At 66.2% G+C, this 20,642-nt stretch carries 19 protein-coding genes and 1 pseudogene; 13 read left to right on the top strand and 7 right to left on the bottom strand.

Translation table 11 applies throughout. The features are described from left to right. Positions 1–36 precede the first annotated feature (36 nt). The 4 genes from KYT87_RS24335 (at position 37) to KYT87_RS24320 (ending at position 3,915) form a co-directional block, all read left to right on the top strand. A complete protein-coding gene (locus tag KYT87_RS24335; protein ID WP_046803867.1) occupies positions 37–522 on the top strand; it encodes a tripartite tricarboxylate transporter TctB family protein in 486 nt (161 codons plus the stop codon). 3 nt (positions 523–525) lie between these two features. Then, the gene (locus KYT87_RS24330) at positions 526–2,046 is read left to right on the top strand and encodes a tripartite tricarboxylate transporter permease (RefSeq protein ID WP_219991050.1); all 1,521 of its coding nucleotides are present in this window, start codon (positions 526–528) and stop codon (positions 2,044–2,046) included. Between the two features lie 76 nt (positions 2,047–2,122). Then, on the top strand, positions 2,123–2,602 hold the full coding sequence (locus KYT87_RS24325; RefSeq protein ID WP_219991049.1) for a hypothetical protein: 480 nt from the start codon (positions 2,123–2,125) through the stop codon (positions 2,600–2,602). 53 nt (positions 2,603–2,655) lie between these two features. Next, positions 2,656–3,915, top strand: a complete 1,260-nt coding sequence (locus KYT87_RS24320; protein ID WP_046803870.1) for a putative Na+/H+ antiporter — start codon at positions 2,656–2,658, stop codon at positions 3,913–3,915. Positions 3,916–3,932: 17 nt separating this feature from the next. Here KYT87_RS24320 and KYT87_RS24315 read toward each other — a convergent pair whose 3' ends face one another. Together KYT87_RS24315 and KYT87_RS24310 are read right to left on the bottom strand one after the other, a co-directional pair. Then, the gene (locus KYT87_RS24315) at positions 3,933–5,291 is read right to left on the bottom strand and encodes an ATP-binding protein (protein WP_219991048.1); all 1,359 of its coding nucleotides are present in this window, start codon (positions 5,289–5,291) and stop codon (positions 3,933–3,935) included. Continuing rightward, the gene (locus KYT87_RS24310; RefSeq protein WP_104142133.1) at positions 5,288–5,959 is read right to left on the bottom strand and encodes a response regulator; all 672 of its coding nucleotides are present in this window, start codon (positions 5,957–5,959) and stop codon (positions 5,288–5,290) included. Before KYT87_RS24310 ends, KYT87_RS24315 begins: the two co-directional genes overlap by 4 nt. Before the next feature lie 164 nt (positions 5,960–6,123). Between KYT87_RS24310 and KYT87_RS24305 the strand changes: the two genes are divergently transcribed. The 5 genes from KYT87_RS24305 to KYT87_RS24285 are packed head-to-tail and all read left to right on the top strand — an operon-like array spanning position 6,124 to position 10,339. Next, positions 6,124–6,708 carry a thermostable hemolysin gene (locus KYT87_RS24305; RefSeq protein WP_223264705.1) on the top strand — a complete coding sequence of 195 codons (585 nt, stop codon included), beginning with the start codon at positions 6,124–6,126 and terminating at the stop codon, positions 6,706–6,708. Beyond that, entirely contained in the window at positions 6,705–8,186 is a 1,482-nt protein-coding gene (locus KYT87_RS24300; RefSeq protein ID WP_219991047.1) for an AMP-binding protein, read from the top strand. The genes KYT87_RS24305 and KYT87_RS24300 overlap by 4 nt, the downstream gene beginning before the upstream one ends. Before the next feature lie 7 nt (positions 8,187–8,193). After that, the gene (locus KYT87_RS24295) at positions 8,194–8,865 is read left to right on the top strand and encodes a TenA family transcriptional regulator (RefSeq protein ID WP_219991046.1); all 672 of its coding nucleotides are present in this window, start codon (positions 8,194–8,196) and stop codon (positions 8,863–8,865) included. Continuing rightward, entirely contained in the window at positions 8,862–9,677 is an 816-nt protein-coding gene (locus KYT87_RS24290; RefSeq protein ID WP_219991045.1) for an SDR family oxidoreductase, read from the top strand. Before KYT87_RS24295 ends, KYT87_RS24290 begins: the two co-directional genes overlap by 4 nt. Then, positions 9,674–10,339, top strand: a complete 666-nt coding sequence (locus KYT87_RS24285) for a hypothetical protein (RefSeq protein ID WP_104142141.1) — start codon at positions 9,674–9,676, stop codon at positions 10,337–10,339. The genes KYT87_RS24290 and KYT87_RS24285 overlap by 4 nt, the downstream gene beginning before the upstream one ends. Here KYT87_RS24285 and KYT87_RS24280 read toward each other — a convergent pair. Continuing rightward, entirely contained in the window at positions 10,336–10,893 is a 558-nt protein-coding gene (locus KYT87_RS24280) for a cysteine hydrolase family protein (protein WP_219991044.1), read from the bottom strand. The two genes, KYT87_RS24285 and KYT87_RS24280, sit on opposite strands and share 4 nt — an antisense overlap. 162 nt (positions 10,894–11,055) lie before the next feature. On the opposite strand from KYT87_RS24280, the gene KYT87_RS24275 reads away from it, so the two are divergent. From KYT87_RS24275 to KYT87_RS24260, 4 genes and pseudogenes are all read left to right on the top strand, one after another. Beyond that, complete coding sequence (locus tag KYT87_RS24275; protein WP_046803872.1) at positions 11,056–11,583, top strand: sigma-70 family RNA polymerase sigma factor; 528 nt, start codon at positions 11,056–11,058, stop codon at positions 11,581–11,583. 6 nt (positions 11,584–11,589) lie between these two features. Further along, positions 11,590–12,144, top strand: a pseudogene (locus tag KYT87_RS30090) (FecR domain-containing protein); the annotation flags it as partial. 497 nt (positions 12,145–12,641) lie between these two features. After that, positions 12,642–15,089, top strand: coding sequence for a TonB-dependent receptor (locus KYT87_RS24265; RefSeq protein ID WP_219991042.1), 2,448 nt, complete (start codon positions 12,642–12,644; stop codon positions 15,087–15,089). 218 nt (positions 15,090–15,307) lie between these two features. After that, entirely contained in the window at positions 15,308–16,873 is a 1,566-nt protein-coding gene (locus tag KYT87_RS24260) for a PLP-dependent aminotransferase family protein (protein WP_219991041.1), read from the top strand. A gap of 112 nt (positions 16,874–16,985) precedes the next feature. On the opposite strand, the gene KYT87_RS24255 is transcribed toward KYT87_RS24260, so the two are convergent. From KYT87_RS24255 to KYT87_RS24240, 4 genes are all read right to left on the bottom strand, one after another. Further along, positions 16,986–18,194 (bottom strand): benzoate/H(+) symporter BenE family transporter, encoded by a 1,209-nt coding sequence (locus tag KYT87_RS24255; RefSeq protein WP_104142150.1) that lies wholly within the window; start codon positions 18,192–18,194, stop codon positions 16,986–16,988. A 129-nt stretch (positions 18,195–18,323) separates the two neighbouring features. Further along, a complete protein-coding gene (locus tag KYT87_RS24250) occupies positions 18,324–18,968 on the bottom strand; it encodes a hypothetical protein (protein WP_104142151.1) in 645 nt (214 codons plus the stop codon). A gap of 144 nt (positions 18,969–19,112) precedes the next feature. Further along, a complete protein-coding gene (locus KYT87_RS24245; RefSeq protein WP_120156874.1) occupies positions 19,113–20,081 on the bottom strand; it encodes a tripartite tricarboxylate transporter substrate binding protein in 969 nt (322 codons plus the stop codon). Further along, a complete protein-coding gene (locus KYT87_RS24240) occupies positions 20,078–20,614 on the bottom strand; it encodes a GAF domain-containing protein (protein ID WP_255593494.1) in 537 nt (178 codons plus the stop codon). The genes KYT87_RS24245 and KYT87_RS24240 overlap by 4 nt, the downstream gene beginning before the upstream one ends. Positions 20,615–20,642 lie beyond the last annotated feature (28 nt).

Below are 20,642 nucleotides of genomic sequence, written 5' to 3'. Positions count from 1 at the left end.
GCCGAAGCATGTCGACAACAAACAGGGGAGCAAGCCGTGGGCAGCACCATATTTTCCAGAAAGCGCGATCTGTGGGGCGGTGCGTTCATCGCCCTGTGCGGCGCGCTCACTATTTTTGAAGCAACGTCCTACAACATCGGAGAGCTGGCGCGGATGGGCCCGGGCTATTTCCCGCTGATGATCGGCTGCTTCCTGGTCGCGCTGGGCATCCTGGTGCCGCTCAGCCCGGACCCCGATGAAGTGCAGGAAGAAATGATGGAAGAACAGCTGCCCCAGCCTACGCGCCGCGATCGCGTGCGCGGCATGGCGTGCATCGCCGCCGGCATCGCGCTCTTCATCATCCTGGGCAGCTTCCTGGGATTCCTGCCCGCCACGTTTGCGCTGGTGTTCGTCTCGGCGCTGGGCGATACGTCCAACTCCGTCAAGTCCGCCGCCATTCTCGCCATTGCAATGACGGTGTTCGGCGCGGTGGTGTTTTCCTGGGCGCTGCAATTGCAGTTTCCGATGCTGCGCTGGGGGTAGGAAATGGATCTGTTCGACAACGTATTGCATGGTTTTTCCGTGGCGTTGCAGTGGGAGAACCTGCTGTGGTCGCTGTTCGGCGTGTTCATGGGCAACATGATCGGCGTGCTGCCGGGCATGGGCGTGCTGGCCGCCATTTCGATCCTGCTGCCGCTGACCTACGCAATGACGCCGGTGGCCGCGCTGATGATGCTGGCCGGCATCTACTATGGCGCGCAGTATGGCGGCGGCATCACCTGCATTTTGCTGAACCTGCCGGGCACGCCGTCACACGCGGTGACCTGCCTGGACGGCAACCCGCTGGCCCGCCAGGGCAAGTCGGGGTCGGCGCTGTTCATGCTGGTCATGTCGTCGTTCGTGGGCGCCAGCGTGGGCATCATCATCATGATTCTGTTCTCGCCGATGCTGGTGGAAGTGGCCTTCCAGTTCGGCCCGGCGGAATATTTTTCGATGATGATGCTGGGCTTGTTCGCCGGCGCCACGCTGGCCAAGGGCTCGGCCATCAAGGGCATCGCCATGGTGTTCCTGGGCTTGCTGCTGGGCGTGGTGGGTACCGACGTCAACACGGGCACCATCCGTTACGGCTTCGGCGTCATCGAACTGAGCGACGGCGTGCCCCTGGTGGCGCTGGCGATGGGCCTGTTCGGCTTGGCGGACTTCTTCGCCAACGTCAACCGCATCGGCAAGGCCACGACGGTGGGCGCGGGCCCCAAGATGTCGGTGCGACCCGAACCCGGCGACATCAAGAAGTCGGCCATGCCGATTGCACGCGGCAGCGCCATAGGCGCAATCCTGGGCATCTTGCCGGGCACGGGCGCGACCATTGCGTCGTTCATGTCCTATGCGGTGGAAAAGCGCGTGTCCAAGACGCCCAAGCGCTTTGGCAACGGCGCCATCGAAGGCGTGGCGGGTCCGGAAGCGGCCAATAACTCGGCGGCGCAAACCAGCTTCATCCCGACCATGAGCCTGGGTATTCCCGGCGACTCGGTAATGGCCCTGATGCTGGGCGCGCTGATCATCCACGGTATCCAGCCGGGTCCGCAGATGGTGACCGAACACGCCGACCTGTTCTGGGGGCTGATCGCCAGCTTCTGGATCGGCAACGTCATGCTGGTGGTCATGAACCTGCCGCTGATCGGCATGTGGGCACGGCTGCTGAAGGTGCCGTACAAGTACCTGTTCCCGTCCGCGCTGTTCTTCGTGTGTGTCGGCGTCTACAGCACCAACAACAACCTGTTCGATGTGGGCATGGTGCTGGTGCTGGGCTTGGTGGGCTACCTGTTCCTGAAGCTGCGTTTTTCGCCCGCGCCGCTGTTGCTGGGTTTCGTGCTGGGGCCGATGGTCGAAGAGAACTTCCGGCGTGCGCTGCTGCTGTCGCGCGGCAGCATGAACGTGTTTATCGATCGCCCGATCAGCGCCGGCTTTGTCTACGCCATTCTGGCGCTTGCCGCCTGGCTGGTGTTCTCGACGGTGCGCAACCGCAAGCGGGTCCGCGAGCTTCAAAGGGCTCAGGCCGGCGCCTGATCGCGTGCCGATGTCGTACTGAAAGGTGAAAAGGGGGCTGTTGGCTGGCCCCCTTTTCCATTGATGGGAGCGTGTCATGAAGCAATCGGATTGGCCTGCGCGGGGCGACGTGCGGTGCGGTGACTTGACCGTGGTGCGCGAACTGCCCTTTGTGGAATTCATTGAACTGCTTGAATTCAGCCATCTGCGTTTCGACCCGCCCGCGCAAGGCGCCGCGTCCGCGCTGGTGGGCACGCAGGAATGGCGCCGGCGGATTGACGGCGACTGCGCGCAGCCGGAATCGGTGTATGTCTGCACGACGCTGGATGCGCTGCATGACGCGGTGTTGGCGCCCGAGGATGCCGAGCTGAAAATCGACATGCCGTGCCAAAGCCGCGTGCGCCTGCGTACACTGTTTCAGCAACGCGACCGCGCCGCGTCCACGCCCTGCGTCCGGGTGGACTTGCAGGCCTTGATACGGCGGGTGCTGGTGCCCGCCAGCGCCCCGGCGCATCTTTTTGAACTGGTCAGGCACGTCGTCATGACGCGCCTTTGGGTCGAGGTGGCGCGGGTGTAGCCGCCGCGCAATTCAATTCGGCTAGACCGCCGCTTACGTACAGGAACCGACACGTGACAGAGTCCGCACTGCAAATCATCGCCGCCCTTGTTTTCGCCCTTGCCCTGGTGCACACCTTTTCGGCGCCGCTGTTCCTGCGCCTGGCGCATCGCAGCAAGCGCCATGGCGGGCTGCTGCATCTGCTGGGTGAAGTCGAAGTGGTGTTCGGTTTCTGGGCGGCGATATTGCTGGTCTTGATGGCGTTGGCCGCGTCGGGCGAAACGGCGCTGGCGTATGCCGAATCGCGCAACTACACCGAGCCCGCGTTTGTTTTCGTGGTGATGGTCATTGCGGCATCCTTGCCGGTGCTGACGGTGGTGATGCGTCTGGTTGAACGCGTGGCGCGGCTGTTGCCGGTGCGCGACCAAACCGCCAAGGCCTGGTTGTGCCTGGCGCTGGTGCCCCTGGCCGGCTCGTTGGTGACCGAGCCGGCCGCCATGACGATTGCCGCCATGATGCTGGCGCCGCAGGTGTTTCATCGCGAGATGCCGGAACGGTTGAAGTACCTGGCGCTGGGCGTCTTGTTCGTCAACATTTCCATCGGCGGCACGCTGACGTCGTACGCCGCGCCGCCGGTGTTGATGGTGGCGTCCACCTGGGGTTGGGACAGCGCCTTTATGTTCAGCACGTTCGGCTGGAAGGCGGCGCTGGCCGTGCTGGTCAACGCCACGCTGGTGACGGTGTTGCTGCGGCCGTACCTGCGTTCGGGCGACGTGATGGCCATGAAGGACTCGGCCGTGCCGATGTCGCCCGTGGTCATCATCGTGCACCTGTTCTTCCTGGCCGCCGTCGTGCTCAGCGCGCATCACCCCATCCTGTTCCTGGCGCTGTTCCTGTTTTTCATCGGCTACACCCAGGCGTACAAAGCGCATCAAAGCCCGTTGATCATCAAAGAGGCGCTGTTGGTCGGCTTCTTCCTTGCGGGCCTGGTGGTGCTGGGCGGCATGCAGCAGTGGTGGCTGCAACCCATCGTCAGCGGGCTGGAGCCAAACGTGCTGTTCGTCGGCGCCCTGGCGCTGACGGCCATCACCGACAACGCCGCGTTGACCTACCTGGGGTCGCTGATCGACGGCATCTCCAGCCAGGCGCAGTACATGCTGGTGGCCGGCGCGGTGGCCGGCGGCGGGCTGACCGTCATCGCCAATGCGCCCAACCCGGCGGGCGTGGCGCTGCTGCGCGGCAGCTTTGCCAACGGCGCGGTCAGCATGCCGGGCTTGCTGGCTGGCGCACTGATTCCTACGCTGGTGTCGGCGTCGTTTCTGTTTTTTTTGTGATGGTCCCGGCCAGGGCGCTATTGCCCGCGCCGCAATGATACGCGTAGCCCGCGCCCGAAGCCGTCGGTAGCCTCGCGCATCGCAAAATCAATGCGCAGGCCATGGTTGTGGGCGATTCGTCGGGCGATGGACACCCCCAGGCCGCTACCGGCTTCTTCATGGCCCGCCGCCCGCAGGAAGCGGTCGCCCAGCCGGGGCAGGACGTCAGGGGCGATGCCCGTGCCTTCGTCGTCGACGGTGATGTCGGCTGATCCGAAGCTCAAGCGCACGCGCGACTGGCGCGGGCCGTAGCGAATGGCGTTGTCCAGAAGGTTCTTCAGCATGATGGTCAATGCGCCTTCGTCGCCCGCGGTGGGTAGCGGCTGGACGTTACCGTCGGGCCATTCGACGGCGATCTCGACGTCGCGCCGGTCCGCGATCCAAAGGCAGTCTCCCACTGCTTGTTCAGCCACGATGCGCCAGTCCACCGAACCGCCAAAGTCCGCATGATTGGCGCTGTCCAGCCGGGCCATCGTCAGCAGTTGCGATACCAGCCGGTCCAGCCTTTCGATGCCGCGCGTGACACTGGCTTGCGCCTGCTTGCGCTCGGCCGGGTCTTCGGTGCGCTGCGCGACATCCCATTGCGCGCGCACGGCCGCCAAGGGGGTGCGCAGCTCGTGGGCAGCGTCGGCGGTCAGGCGGCGCTCTTGTTCGATCAGGCTGCCCACGCGCGCCAACAATCCGTTCATGGCGTCGACCAGTACCTTCAATTCGCCCGGGACGTTGGCGGTGGGCAAGGGGTTGGCGTCGTCCGGGCGGCGGCGCTCCAGTTGCGCCGACAGGTCGCGCACCGGCCGGATGGCCCTGCGTACGGCGAATATCAGCAGAGCGATGAGCACGGGAAGCCCGAGCAGCCAGGGCAGGATCTGGCTGGCCACGTAGGCGATGGCCAGGTCATCGCGTTCGCCGATGCGCTGGCCTACGGCCACGCGCGTGTTGCTGGCGGCGTCGCTCAGGTAGACCAGGCGCCACGGCACGCCGTTGACGACGCTGTTGAAGAAACCCTCGCGCTGTTCTTCGCGCGGAAACTGCTGCGCGTCGGGGTCAAGCACCAGGGCGTCGTGCGGGCCGCGCCAGATCGCCACGGACAGGTCGCCCAGCCCTGCGTCGCCGGTGTCGGCCGACGATGGGGCGGGCGCGGGCAACGGCACCGTGGTGACCGACTCCGGGATCAACCCGGCGACGGCGATGGTCTGCTGCGCCAGGCGCAGCATGTCGGTGTCGTAGAGCTCGTTGATTTCATGCGAGGCACGCCAGTAGGAGCCGGCGATGGTGACCAGCCACGCAAATGGAGCGGCCAGCAGCACGGCGACGATCAGCCTGCGTTGCAGCGTCATGATTCGGCGTCCACCTTGCCCAGCGCATAGCCCGACCCGCGTACGGTACGCACGATCTTCGGATGGATTTTCTTGCGCAGGTGATGCACGAAGACTTCCAGCGCGTTGCTTTCCAGTTCGGCCTCCCAGTCGTAGAGCTTGTCGCGGATGAAGTCACGCGTCAGCACACGATTCGGGTGCGTCAGGAAAAGCTCCAGCAGCAGGGCTTCGCGCGTGGTCAGGTCAACCTTTTGGCCCTTCCAGTGCACTTCGTGCAGGGCAGGGTGGTAGTCCAGGTCGCCATGGCGCCATACGGGTTCCGGCTTGCCCGCCACGCGCCGTGTCACCGCCCGCAGGCGCGCGGCCAGTTCGTCCAGCGCAATGGGTTTGATCAGGTAGTCGTCAGCGCCGGCGTCCAGCCCCGCGATGCGGCTTTCGACGGCCTCGCGCGCGGTCAGGATAACCACGGGCAGGGTGCGTCCGGCGTGGCGCCAGCGGGTCAGCAACGCCACCCCGTCTTCGCCGGGCAGTCCCAGATCCAGCACCACGGCGTCGTAATGCACGACGCCCATGGCGTGGTCGCCGTCGCGGCTGTTGGTGAACCAATCCACGGCATAGCCCAGAAGCCGTAGCCCGGATTTCAGCCCGTCGCCTATAAGCGGGTCGTCTTCAATGATGAGGATTCGCATGGATTGCCTGCTGACCGTATGGGGACGAGATTACCACCGGCCGCCGGTTAATTTGTCATTAAGGTTCGATGCCTAAGCTGCGCTCCGTTGTCTGAGGAAACCCCGCTCGACTGGAAGCCAGTATGTCGCACACCAAGCTCTTAGCCCTACCTGCCGGATTGCCGATGGCCTCGCGCCCCGCGTCCGCTGTCGCCACCTTGCACGTGCATGCGCCGGAAGATCCGATGCGGGCGCGCGTTGAATCGTATATCCGGCAACGTTATCAGCAACGGTTCGGGGCGCAGATCAATGATTGGTTGCCCACCCTGGTCAGCGTGCAGAGCGACGGGGAAATCCTGGCCGCCGCGGGCTATCGCGGCGCCGCCGATCCCTTGTTCCTGGAACGCTATCTGGCCGCACCGATAGAAAAATACCTGCTTGACGAGGGCGCTTTGGTCGCAAGAGGGCGCATCGTCGAAGCCGGCCAGTTCGCCGCCGTCCGTCCGGGCGCGGGGCGCTTGCTCGTGCCGCTGCTGGCTCGCCATCTGCATCAGCAAGGTTTCGATTGGGCCGTCAGCACGCTGACCCGCGAGCTGCATCAGCTGTTCGTGCGGATGGGCCTGGCGCATCAACCGCTGTGCACCGCCACGGCGGACCATCTCAGCGAGCACGAACGTGCCGACTGGGGCACCTATTACGCGCACGGCCCACAAGTGTTTGCCGGACGCCTGCACGCCATCCTGGCGCGCTTTCCGGAGCAGGCCGCATGAACCCGCATGACTTTTTTTCCTTGTTGAACGAACCCGCGCGGGCGCGGCTTCCCGCCTTGCGGACGGTCGCGCATGCGGTGGACCATGCCGCGCTGCTCAGCCGCATCGAAGCCCGCGCCCAGGTGCTTGCGGCACATGGCGCGCGAGTCGTCGCGTCGTTGATGGATAACGGCGCCGACTGGATCGTGCATGACCTGGCCTGCCTGAAGGCGGGCGTGGTCCACGTGCCTTTGCCGCTGTTCTTCACGCCCGGTCAGTGGCGCGACACCTTGAACGCGGCGGGCGTCAACGTCGTCGTGGGTCCCGCGTCCATTCAGCCCTTGTTGCAGGCCTTCGGGTTCGAGGCCTTGGAATCGCTGCCGGACACGTCGGTGTTGTTCCGGCGTGCCGTGGCGGCGGTGGCGCTGCCCGCGCGGACCGCGAAGATCACCTTCACGTCAGGTTCGACCGGAAGCCCCAAAGGCGTGTGCCTGGGCGCGCAAGAGATGCTGGCCGTGGCGGCCAGCCTGGCCGAGGCCACCCGGCCGCTGGGAGTCGTACGGCACCTGTCCGCGCTGCCGTTGCCGGTGCTGCTGGAGAATATTGCTGGCGTGTATTCACCGCTGATCGAGGGCGCCGCCGTGTGCGTGCGGCCCTTGAACGAGGTCGGCTTGCAGGGTTCGTCCCGCTTCGACCCGGCCGTGTTTCACCGCGCCCTGATGGATGCGGACGCCCAAAGCGTCATCGTGTTGCCGCAGATGCTACGCGCGTATGCGGGCTGGTTGCACGCGACAGCCACGCGCGCGCCTGCCGCATTGCGGCTGATGGCGGTGGGCGGCGCGGCGGTGGGCAAAGGGCTGCTGGACGCCGCACGCGCCCTGGGCTTGCCGGCATACGAAGGCTATGGCCTGTCCGAGGCGTGCTCCGTGCAGACCTTGAATCTGCCCGGGGCCGAGCGCAACGGTTCTTGTGGCCGGCCGCTGCCCCACGCGAAGGTACGCGTGGCGCCCGATGGCGAAATTGAAATCGCCGGCACGCACGCGCTGGGCTACCTGGGCGAGCTGACCGCGCCACGGGAGTGGCTGGCCACCGGCGATCTGGGGCATCTGGACGAAGCGGGCTTTCTGCATGTACAGGGGCGCAAGAAAAACGTGCTGATCACCGGCTTCGGACGCAACGTGTCGCCGGAGTGGATCGAGCTTGCACTGGGCGGGCAGGCGTGCATTGCGCAGGCTGTCGTGTTGGGCGAAGGCCAGCCCGAATTGGGCGCCGTGATCTGGCCGCTGGGCGACGTCGACGACGCCACCTTGCAGGCCGCCATCGACCGCGTCAACACCACGCTGCCTGACTATGCGCGCATCGGCCGCTGGGTGCGGGCGCGTGCCGAATTCAGCGCGGCCAGTGGCCTTAGCACGCCGAACGGACGCGCGCGCCGCGCCGCCGTGGCGGCCCTGCACGCCGATCTTTTTTCGCGGACCTCCGCACAACCCTTGGCTTGAAACGATCATGACATTCTTCGAACAATTGCTGGATCAGACGCGGCAAGGCCGGCAGGCCCTGGTGGCCACTCCCATCATTCAGGACTGCCTGCGCGGCGATGTTTCCCTGCCCGCGTACAAGGCTTTCCTGCAAGAGGCCTACCACCACGTCACCCACACCGTGCCCTTGATGCATGCGTTGCGCGCGCGCCTGCCCGCGCGGCTGAGCTGGATGCAGAGCGCCGTCGACGAGTACATCGAAGAGGAAACGGGACACGACGAATGGATACTGAACGACCTGCGTGCGTTGGGAATAAATGCGGACGCCGTCCACGCCGCCGGGCCGGGCGCGGCCACCGAGATCATGGTGGCCTACGCGTACGACACGATTGCACGCAAGAACCCGATAAGTTTCTTTGGCATGGTGCACGTGCTGGAAGGCACCAGCGTGGCGTTGGCCTTGAATGCCGCCGACCAGATCCAAAGCAAGCTGGCGCTGCCGGCGACTGCCTTTAGCTACCTGCGTTCCCATGGCACGCTGGACCAGGAGCACACCGCGCACTTTGCCGACCTGATGAATCGGCTCGACAGCGCCGCCGACCAGGCCGCGGTCGTCCATGCCGCCAATATGTTCTATCACCTGTACGGCGCGATCTTCCAGGCGTTGCCACGTGCCGCATCGCAAGGGGCGGGCGCATGAGCCCGCGCGACGCCTCGGTGGTGTTGACGGGCGCGGCGGGGGGGCTGGGCAGCGCCATCGCGCGCCGGCTGGTTGACGAAGGTGCGCGCCTGCTGTTGGTGGGTCGCACGGCGGGACCGCTGCTGGCGCTGGCGCAGTCGTTGAACGCGGGGGCAACAGATCGCCTGCGGGTGGACGCGCTGGTCGTGGACGTGACCACCGACAGTGGTCGCGCGGCGATTGTGGACGCGGCGGCGGCGCGGGGCGCGAACGTGCTGATCAATAACGCGGCGGTGGCCGCATTCGGCCCGGCCGATCGGTTGCAGGCCGACGAGGCCCATCGCGTGATGGAAACCAACGTCGTCGCGCCCATGATGTTGATCGCGGGCATGCTGCCGGTGCTGCGATCCCACCCGCGCGCGCAGGTGCTCAATATCGGCTCCACGCTGGGCAGCCTGGGCGTGCCGGGGTTTGCCGTCTATGGCGCAAGCAAGGCGGCACTTCGGCTTTACACCGAGGCGCTGCGCCGCGAGCTGGCCGATACCGGAATACGCGTGCAGTACTACGCGCCACGGGGCATCGACACGCCGTTCAACACGCCGGAAGTCCAGGCGTTCAACCAGGCGACCGGTTCGGCCAGCGATACGCCGCAGGCGATCGCCGCACGCGTCCTGCGGATGCTGCAACGTGAAAGCCGCCAGGGTTTCGCGGGCGGCGTCGAGGCCATTGCCGCGCGGCTCAATGGCTTGTGTCCGGAATGGCTGGATGGCGCATTTTCCAAACACCGCCGCGCCTTGACGGCCAACAAATTTCCTACAGGATCCTCATCATGAACTCACGTCCCTATCTGCGCGCCGCCTGTGCAAACCTGCTTGCCGGCGTGGCGCTGACGTTTTCCCTGTCAACGATTTCCTTGGCGGCGCCCGCCGAGCTGGACCAAGGCATCCGCGCGCTGCAATCCGGTTGGGCCACGATCCAGTATCAGACGCCCGCGGACCAACGCGCGGCCCGCTTCGAAGCGCTGTCGCAACAGGCGCACGAACTGACCGCGCGCTACAAAGGCAGCGCCGAGCCGCACATCTGGGAAGGCATCATCCTCAGTTCATGGGCCGGGGCCAAGGGCGGCTTGGGTGCGTTAAGCCTGGCCAAGCAGGCCAAGGCGGAATACGAAACGGCTATCCAGATCGACAGCAAGGCGCTGGGCGGATCGGCGTTGAACAGCCTGGGCGTGCTCTATTACAAGGTGCCGGGCTGGCCGGTCGGATTTGGCGACAACAAAAAGGCCGAGGCCCTGCTCCAGCAGGCGCTGGCGATCAATCCGGACGGCATCGACACCAATTACTTCTACGCCGACTACCTGGTCTATCGCAATCGCAAGCCTGAAGCGGTGCCGTACCTGGAAAAGGCGCTGAAGGCGCCGCCGCGCCCGGGCCGCGAGACGGCCGACGACGGCCGCCGCGCCGAGGCGAAGACGTTGTTGGACTCGATCCGTTAAACCCCGGCCCGCCCGAAATCGACATCGGCAGCGGGCAGCGCAACGATCTTCACGCCAAAGCTGGTGATGGCGGGCAGGGTGGCGTTGTGATGCGCGCGGATCTGGGCGCCGGATGCATGCGCTTTGTCGTGCGTGGTGTGCGCGTCGGCGGCTATCGTCACCGCAAAGCCCAAGGCCGCCGCGCGCCGTACGGTGGTGTCCACGCAGAATTCCGTGGCGTAGCCACAGACCGCCACCGCCGTCACGCCCAGGTCGGACAGCGTCTGACCCAGCGTGGTGCGCAGGAAGGAATCGGGCGTGGTCTTGCGCACGCGCATGTCGTTGGGCGCGGGGCGCAGGCGCGGGTCCAGTTCCCAGCCGGGCTCTGCGTGCGCCAAGGCGCTGCCCGGGGCCTCGTGCTGCACGTAGATGACGGGGGCGCCAGCCTGGCGGGCACGTTCGGCCAACGCGTTGATGCGGTCCAGTACGTCGGTGGCGTCGGCGGGCGCCGGCTGCGTGTCCGTGGTGTCGAACAAGGCGCGCTGCACGTCGATGATGATCAAGGCGTTGGGCATGGGGATAGAGGGGGCGGCTGAGGCGGTGGCGGGGGCGGACAAGGCAGCTTGGCGCGCACCCGAATCTTGCAGTCTACCGCCGCTTGCAGACCGCTTGGCGACCGCCATCAATAATGATTACAATTCCCATTCTTAAAAATTGGGGTAGCGGTCGCCACGGCCATGTCGTCCTTGGAATCTCTGGAGCACCGAGCGCTGGGCTTGCTCTACCGCGACCATCACGGGTGGTTGCGGGGTTGGTTGCTGAGGCGGCTGAACGTGCCCGCCGAGGCGGCCGACCTGACGCAGGACACGTTCATGCGGCTGCTTTCGTCGCCGGCGTCGATGGCGCAATTGCAAGGCGTGCGGCAACCGCGCAGCTTTCTGGCGACGGTGGCGCAGCGCACGCTGGTGGATCACATCCGGCGCCAGGTGCTGGAACGCGCTTGGCTGGAAACGCTGGCGCAGCAGCCCGAAGCGCATGCCGTGTCCCCCGAGACGCAAGCCATCCTGCTGGAGACCATCCGCGAGATCGACGCCATGCTGCACGGCCTGGGGCACAAGGTGCGGCGCGCCTTCCTGATGTCGCAGCTGGAAGGCGCCAGCTATGCGGACATCGCCGCGCAATTGGGCGTCACCGTCAGTTCGGTGAAGAAATACATGGCGCGTGCTACCGAGCATTGCCTGGTGTACGCCTTGGAAAGGCAGTAGACGCCGATGGCCGACAAGACGATTGCCGCGGCGGCGCAATGGTACGCACGGCTTTGCGCCGACGAAGTCAGCGCGGCCGATGTGGCGGCGCATGGCCGCTGGCTGGCGGCCGACCCTGAACACGCGCGCATCTGGCGCCAGGTGGAACGCCTGCGCGGCACCCTGGGCGCGGCGCCCGCCCGGCTTGCCGCCGATACGCTGAACCGCGCGGACCACCACTTTGCGCGCCGACGCGCCGTGTTGCGCAGCGGCTTGGGCGCGGTGGCGCTGGTGGGCGCGGGCGGCATGCTGGCCTGGCGCGTCTTGCCGGTCGACCAGATGGTGGCCGGCTATCTGGCCGACTACCGCATGGGCACGGGCCAGCGGCGCGAACTGACGCTGGCGGACGGCACTTTGCTGTGGCTGGACAGCGCCAGCGCGGTCGACGTGTCCATGGACGCGCGCGGCCGCCACATCACCGTGCATGCGGGCGAGATCCTGATCGACACCGAACACGCCGCACCCGGCGTGCCCCCGCTACGCGTGACCACGCCCCACGGCACAGTGCGGCCACTGGGCACGCGCTTTACCGTCCAGCGCCTGGACGACCTGACGCGGGTGGCCGTGCTGCGTCATGCGGTCGAACTGCTGCCCGCCGACGGCGGCGCGGCGCTGCTGCTCAAGGCGGGCGAACAGGGCACGCTGCAAGCCGTCGCCGCCCGCCATGAAGGCCAGATCATCGGCGAGCCGGACGCCTGGACGCGTGGCCTGTTGATCGTGGACGGCATGCGGCTGGGCGACTTCGTGGCCCAGCTGGACCGCTACCGCCCCGGCCACCTGCGCTGCGACGATGCCGTGGCCCAGCTGCGCGTGTCGGGCGCGTTTCCCATTGACGACACCGACCGCGCGCTGGCCGCCGTGGAGCGCGCGTTACCCGTGCGCATATCCCGTTTCACCCGCTACTACACCCGGATAACCGCCCGGGGCTGACATTATTTTTGCCGGGCATTGTCCTTTTTCCGCGCTCATCCGACTTAGCAGGGATTACGTCGGATTTGATTCACGGAAACCTTCATCCCATGCCTTCCCTTTTGACCAAACCTCGCCATCCCGGCGCCTTGGCGCCTGCTGCCTGCGCCGTCTTCACCGCGTTGTTGACGCTGGCGTCGGCCCCGCCCGCGTGGGCGCAAGCTGCCGACACCGCCGCCAGCGCGCGGCGCTACGACGTGCCGGCCGGCCCGCTGGGCCTGGCCTTGAGCCGCTTCGCCGCCCAGGCCGGCGTGGTGCTGTCCTTCGACGCCTCGCTGACGCAAGGCAAGCAAAGCACGGGCCTGCAAGGGGAATACGGCATCGCCTCGGGCCTGGCGACCATGCTGGCGGGCACGGGGCTGGAAGCCGTCAGCCAGGGCGGCAACAACTATGGGGTGCGGCGCGCGGCGGCGCAGACGCTGGCGCCCGTCGAGGTGCTGGGTTCGCGTGAACCGGGCCCCAGCGAAGGCACCGACTCGTACACCGTGGGCCTGAGCACCACCGCCACCAAGCTGCCGATGAGCTTGCGCGAGACGCCGCAGTCGGTCTCGGTGATGACGCGCCAACGCCTGTCGGACCAGGGCTTGAATACGCTGGAAGACGCCATCGCCAACACGCCCGGGCTGACCTTCAAGAAGAAAGGGTCGGCCGATGACAACGAAAAAGGCCTGTACGCGCGCGGCATGGAAGTCACCAATATGCAGGTGGACGGCGTGCCCACGCACAAGGACTTCAACGCACTGGGGCTGGACACCGCGCTGTACGACCGCATTGAAGTGGTGCGCGGGTCCACGGGTTTGTTGAACGGCGCGGGCAACCCGGCGGCGTCCATCAACCTGGTGCGCAAGCGGCCCACGTCGGACTTCCAGGCCAGTGTGGGCGCGGCCGTGGGGTCATGGGACTACAAGCGCACGGAGTTCGACTTGGGCAGCCCGCTGGATGAAGCCGGCAAGCTGCGCGGCCGCGTCGTGGGCGCATGGCAAGAGGGCGGCTCGTTCATCGATCGCGTCAAGCAGGATTCGCAGTTGCTGTACGGCGTGATCGAAGCCGATCTGGGCGAACGCACCATGCTGACCTTGGGCGGCGAGTACCAGCGCAAGCATTGCACGGCGTGCTCGTACTTCGGCTTTCCGGCGGCCTACGCGGACGGCACCAAGACGGATTTCCGCCAGAGCTTCAACTCGGCCACCGACTGGAGCCGCCAGACACGCACGCGCTACAACGTGTTCGCCACGCTGGACCACGAATTCGCGCCGCTGTGGAAGGGGTCGGTCACCCTGTCGCATACGGGCGACGATAACGACCGCACCTATGGCTGGTTCAGCAGCAATGGCTGGGCGGACCCGAACTCGGGTCGCGGCGCGTCCCTGTGGGTGGCGAAATGGCCTATTCCCAAAACGCAGAACGCCGTGGACGCCAGCCTGACCGGCGCCTTCAACGCGTTCGGCCGCCAGCACGATGTGGTGATCGGCGCCAGCGCCTCGCACACCAATGGCGACTACGACATGTACCCGCTGTGGACCGCGCCGGGCTACGACGCAAAGATTCCGGACATACGCGGCTGGTCCGGCAACATGCCCGAGCCCGACTGGCAGACAACCGGCAAGCGCGACTACACCGAAAAGCAATCGTCGATCTACGGCGCGCTGCGCCTGCGTCCCACCGATGCCCTGTCCGTGGTGCTGGGATCGCGCGTGACGTGGTGGGACCAGCAGGCGTCCTACAACTACAACGACGGCACCTCGTATCCCGACAATATGCGCGAGCAGGGCGTCTACACGCCTTACGCCGGGCTGGTCTACGACCTGACGCCGACCCTGTCCGCTTACGCCAGCTACACCAGCATTTTCCAACCGCAGCAGGCGCAGAATGTGTCGGGCGGCGTGCTGGAACCCATCAAGGGCAACACCTATGAAGTCGGCCTGAAGTCGACGTGGCTGGATGGCCGCCTGAATGGTTCGGTGGCATTGTTCCGCACCCGCCAGGACAACTACGCGATGGTCGACGGCGACAATCTGGCGCCCAATGGCGACAGCGCGTATGTGGCTGCCGATGGCGCGGTGATGCGCGGCGTGGAAGCCGAGCTCAGCGGCGCGCTGAGCGCAGGCTGGCAGGTGCAGCTGTCGTATGCCTACGTGGACCGCCGCCTGCCGCAAGGCTTCATCACGCAGGTCGGGCTGCCGCGCCACATCGCCAAGCTGTACACCACGTATCGCCTGCCGGGCGAGCTGAGCGCGCTGACCGTGGGCGGCGGTGTGCGTTGGGAAAGCGGCAGCGACTATTCCAGCCGTGGCCCCGGCGGCCAGCAGTTTGAATCGTCGCAAAGCGGCTATGCGCTGGTCGACCTGATGGCGCGCTACCAGGTCAACCGCCAATGGTCGGCAACCTTGAACCTGAACAACGTCTTTGACAAGAAGTACTACGCCAGCACCAACGTCTACAGCAACTACTACGGCGCGCCGTTCAGCGCGATGCTGGGCGTGAATTACCGGTATTGATCTTGATCCGTTAAATTACGGCGTCCACGCGCCACGGTTCGCCTCGCGCGAGCCGTGGCCGGTCCACATCAAGGACTGATCATGACCCGGCAACACCCTGAACGAGCGCGGCGTGAGCCGCGGCAGTCGCACCCGCATGTGCATGTGCATGTGCATGTGCATGTGCATGTGCGTTTGCGTCGCCATCGCCATCGCCATCTGCATCGGCTTCCCGCCGCATGGTGAAAACGTTTGAACTCGACACGCTGAAAATGCGGCTGGGCGACGCAGAGTTTGCGCGCCTGGATCTGCATCAGCGCATCCAGCGCGCGCTACGCGCGTTGATCCTGGACGGTGCGCTGGGTGCGGGCGTGAAGCTGCCCGCCACGCGAGGGCTCGCCTTGTCCCTGGGCGTGGCGCGCGACACCGTGGAAAACGCCTACGTGCAGCTGCATCGTGATGGCTACATCGTGCGGCGCGAAGGCTCGGGTAGCTATGTGTCCGATACCGTGGGCGCCGTCCTGCGCGGCGCGGCGGGCGGGCGCATCAAGTCTCGGCGTGGCGCGCAGGCTGGGCAGGGCGCAAGGGCGGGGCAGGGTGCAAGGGCGGAGCAAGGCGGCAATGCGGCGCCGCTTAAGGCAAGCCCCGGCCTAAGCCGACGCGGTACCGCGATCTTTGACAGCGGCGGCGTGAGCGACCAGCAAGCGGTCAGGGCGTTCGCCACCGGCCTGCCCGAAACGCGCACCTTTCCCGTGGATGTCTGGGAACGCCTGCAACGCCAAGTGCTCAAAGCGCATCGCGGCAGCGTGCTGCTGCATGGCGACCCGCAAGGGGCCGGGCCGCTGCGCCGTGCAATTGCCGACTACCTGAACCTGGAGCGCGGCGCCCGGGTGTCGGCGGACCAGATCCTGGTGTTGTCCAGCACGCGGCAGGCGCTGACGCTGTGCGCGCAACTGCTGGTGGATGCCGACGGCCCGCTCCTGATGGAGAACCCGGGTTACTTCGGCGCGCGCAAGGCGTTTGAAGCTGCGCAGGCCCGTATCGTGCCGATCGATGTGGACGCGGACGGCATCCGCATGGACCTGCTGCGGCAGGACCCCAGCGGCGCCAACTGCGTCTATGTGACGCCGTCGCATCAATACCCCACCGGCGCCATCCTGTCGCTGGAGCGGCGCCTGATGCTGACGCGCTGGGCACATGAGAACCGGCGCTGGATCATCGAAGACGATTACGACAGCGAATTCCATTACGACGGCCCGCCTACCGCGTGCGTGCAGGGCGTGGACCAGTTTGATCGGACCTTGTATCTGGGCACCTTCAGCAAGACGTTGTTCCCCGGCTTGCGAATGGGCTACATGGCGTTGCCGCCTGAGCTGGTCGACGCCTTTGCCCGCGCCCGCAGCATCATTGACGGGCACACGCCGCAGGTGCTGCAACTGACGCTGGCGCGCTTCATGGAAGACGGCCACTACAACGCGCACGTGCGGGCCATGCGCAAGCTGTATGCGTCGCGCCGCGCCTGCATGCTGGATGCCATCGGGCGGCACCTGTCGGGCATCGTCACCGCCATCCGGCCGCCGGGCGGCTTGCAGGTGCCTTGCCTGCTGCAAGCGGGATGGTCCGAAGAACAGACCATCCGGCAAGCGGCCGCGGCCGGTATCGTGCTGCCCGGGATCAGTCGCCTGTACGCGGGGGTGGATCGCCTGGAAGGGTGGCTGCTGGGCTACGCGTCGTTGGCCGAACACGAGATCGAAGCCGCGCTGCTGCGGCTGCGTAATGCGTTGGCGCGCACGCCACGCCGGTAGCGCTCATGGCGTGCATCGCGGCTTGGCGATTGGTGGCGTGCCTGGCGGCTGGGGTATTGGTGGGGCCTGCCTGACCGCTGGGTATGGGGACCTGCCTGGCGGCCCCGTGCGCCTACGGTCTGGCCGCGCTGCCAACCAGCGTGCGATGGCCGCCATGGATCAGCAGGTGCGCCGTCAGGCCGGCCACCAGGCCCCAGAACGCGCCGCCCACGCCCAGCAGCGTGACGTTCGCGGCGGTGGCCAGGAAGGTGATCAGCGCGGTTTCGCGCGTGCGGGCGTCGGCCATGGCATTGGCCAGGCTGCCGCCGATGGCGCCCAGCAGCGCCAGCCCGGCCAGCGTGGTGATGAAGGCCTTGGGCAGCACCATGAACAGCGTGGCCAGCGTCACGCCGAAGGTGCCGACCAAAACGTAGAACAGTCCGCACGCCAAGCCTGCCAGGTAGCGCTTGCGCGGGTCGGGATGCGCGTCCGGGCCGGTGCAGATGGCCGCCGTGATTGCCGCCACGTTGAACGCGTGCGCGCCAAATGGGGCCATCAGCAACGAGCCCAACCCCGTCGTGACCAGAATCGGGTTGGCGCTGGTCTTGAAGCCGTCGTTGCGCAGCACCAGCATGCCGGGCATGTACTGGCCGGTCAGCGTGATGATGAACAGGGGCAAGGCCACGCCCAGCAAGGCGTTCAGCGAAAACCGCGGCATTTCGAATACCGGCGTGGCCAGGCTCAAGTGCACGGCGGAAAAATCAATGCGGCCTTGCGCGATCAGCATCGCCAGGCCGATGACCAGGATGCCGACCACGGCAAAGCGCGACGTGAATCGCTTGAGCAGCGCGTACGACACCACCAGGACGATGACCAGCAGCGGCTCGACGCTGGCGCCGCCAAAGGCATTGACTCCGAACTGAAGCAGGATGCCCGCCAGCAGGCCTGCCGCGATGCCGCCCGGTATCAACCGCACCAGCTTTTCAAAGGCGCCCGACATGCCCAGCACCACAAAGCCCAGCGCTGAAATGACATACGCGCCGATCACTTCGCCATAGGGCGTGAACGGCATCACCGTGGCCAGGAACGCGACGCCGGGGGTGGACCACGCGGTGATGATCGGCGCTTTGTAGCGAAAACTCAGCATTGCCCCCGTGATGCCCACGCCCACGGACACCGCCCACACCCACGACGCGGTCTGCGCCGGTGTCAGCCCGGCCAACTCGGCGGCCTGGAACACCAGCACGAAGGTGCCGCCGTAATTGACCAGCACGGAGATCAGCGCCGCAACGGTCGGGGAAAAGAAGTCGGCGGCGCGCAGGCTGGCCGGCAATGGATTCATGACATCACTCCACACTTTGAAGAAAACGCGGCCGGCATCTTGACGATGGCCGGCCGGCGCGGAAAGCAAAAGTGTAGGGCTGTGGCGGCCTGTTCAATCAGGCCACATTCCTGAATACCACCAGACCACTTATCGGCAACGCTGCGTGGGCAGACCGTAGCCGACGGTAATGGCGGTGACGGGCACGTCCTTGAAGGCGGCCTGGGCCGCGTCGTCAAAGCGCGTTTCGCAATTGAACTTGGTGTCCATCACGTAGTCCTCACCGGCAGCCTTCTTGATCTGGGCTTCCCAGGCGTCGGCGGCGTCCATTGCCTTGCCGCTGACCAACACCGTCTCCATCAGCACTTCCACGGCGCCCGACGAACGCGGCGCCGTCCACAGCGCGTAAACGGACGGGTCCGCCGCGTTGCCGCACTGCGAGAGGCAATCCGCGGTGTAGCGCAGGCCCCGGCCGAACATGCCGGGGGTGATGGGCTGGCCGGCTTTGGGGGCGTCTTCGCCGATGAAGCTTTTCAAGTCGGCCTCGCAGCCCGGCGCCAGCTCCAGGCGCAGCGCCGTCACCTTGCCGTTGCCGATGGTGGCCCTGACCTGACACTGTTGCACCACGAAGACGTGGTCATTGCCGAAGGATTCCCGAGGCACGCCGGCAACCGATTCCAGATAACGCTGGTTCGCGCCCAACATGGCGCCGTTGAACACTTCCTTTACCGTCGCCGCCTGTGCGGCGCTTGCGCCGACCAGCAGGATACCCAGGGCCAAGGCTTTGAACTTCATTCGAATGACACTCCGTGGTTGGTGGCATCGCGAGCCCGTGGCGGGCTCGCAAAAGGCGGATGCACGCGCATCCTGCCACAAACCGGCGTGTTTCGTGTAAGGAAAAAGGGCAGGGCGGGCGGGCCGAGGGGGCCCGCCGGGGCGTCAATTGGGCTTTAACGAGATGTCCCGGGCCACCTGGCCGAGCAGGTCGTAGTCCTTGCGTGCGCGCGCCAGGGCCTCGCTCGGGGTGTTGCCGACGACGACCCATCCCAGTTCCTGCAACTTGCGCTGCATGTCGGGCTCTTTCAGGCTGGCCGCCATCGCGTCATGAAGCTTGTCGACGATGGCGGGGGGCGTGCCCTTGGGCGCCGCCAGTCCAAACCACCCAGCCGGAACCAAGCCTGTCACGCCCACTTCCTTGGCGGTCGGCACCTGGGGGTAGCCGCTGAAACGATAGTCGCTGGTCACGAACAGTGCCGTCGTCTTGCCGGCGGTGACATACGGAATCTGGGACGCCGCGTTGTCCATCATGGAGTCCACGTGCCCGCCCAGAATGTCGTTCACGGCCGGGGCCGCGCCCTTGTAGCCGATGATGCTGAGGTTCAGCCCCGCCAGCTTGGCGAAGGCCGCCTGCGTCAGATGCGCCTGCGTGCCCAGGCCCGCATTGGCCGACGTCAGGCCACCCGGCTTGGAGCCATCCAGCGCCTTGAAGGCCGCATAGGTCTGCGCCGGGAACGTCTTGTTGACCACGAAGACGAACGGCACTTCGACGGCGATGGAAATATGCGCCAGGTCGTCCAGCGTGCTGTACCGCAGCTTGTAGATGTGCGGGTTGACCGAGATGGTTCCGCTGGCGCTCAGCAGCAGCGTGTAACCGTCCGGAGCCGCCCGCACGACGTGTTCGGTGGCGATGGATCCGCCCGCGCCCGGCTTGCTGTCCACGATGATGGGCTGGCCCAGGCGCTTGGACATGGACTCGGCCAGCAGCCGGGTCATCGTGTCCGACGCCGACCCCGGCGCATAGGGATAGACGATGGTGATGGCCTTGGCCGGGTAGGCGTCGGCGGAGGCGGCTTGCGCCATGCTGCAAGGCAGCAGCAGCGCGGCAAGGTAAGTGCACAGGCGTTTCATGGTTGTTCCCCTTGTTGTCGTACTGTTTGAATGATGTTCTGAACGACCGGAATGGCAAGCGCGCCATACCAGTCCAGCTCGGTCAGCATGTCGGCTCGGTACCAGCCGGCCTCATGCAAAAGGTTGAGCGATGCAATGGTCTGGCCGTTCCAGCGCACGGGCACGTTGACCGCGCTTTCGCAGCCCAGCGACCGGATCAGTTCATGGTCCGGAAACGCTGCTACGCAGGCGGCGCGGTCGGCGCAGATCCTGGCCTTGCCGTCTTGCACGACGCGGGCAAAAAAATCGCTGTCTTCGCGTATCGGCTTGGCGCCGCCCGGCGGGTAGGCGTCCGGCCGGCTTGAGAAGTAGCGGCGGCTCAAGCCCGCTTGCCGGTCAAGGACCAGGACGGTGAACAAGCGATAACCGATGCGTGCCGCCAAGGCCGTGGCCAGCCCTTGGAGCCCGGTGTGCGGCTGCGGCCCGTCAGCCAGTGCGCGCGCCATCGCGCTTAGCGCACCCGCTTGCGGCGTAAGGTTTGTAGAAATCGTCACGGCCTGGTTCCATCTGTGGTGGAAAGCC

It is taken from the genome of Achromobacter sp. ES-001, from assembly GCF_019448355.1.
Taxonomy (GTDB): Bacteria; Pseudomonadota; Gammaproteobacteria; order Burkholderiales; family Burkholderiaceae_B; genus Achromobacter; species Achromobacter spanius_B.
Note: the sequence above shows the minus strand (reverse complement) of the source record. Positions and strands in the feature narration are given on the sequence as shown.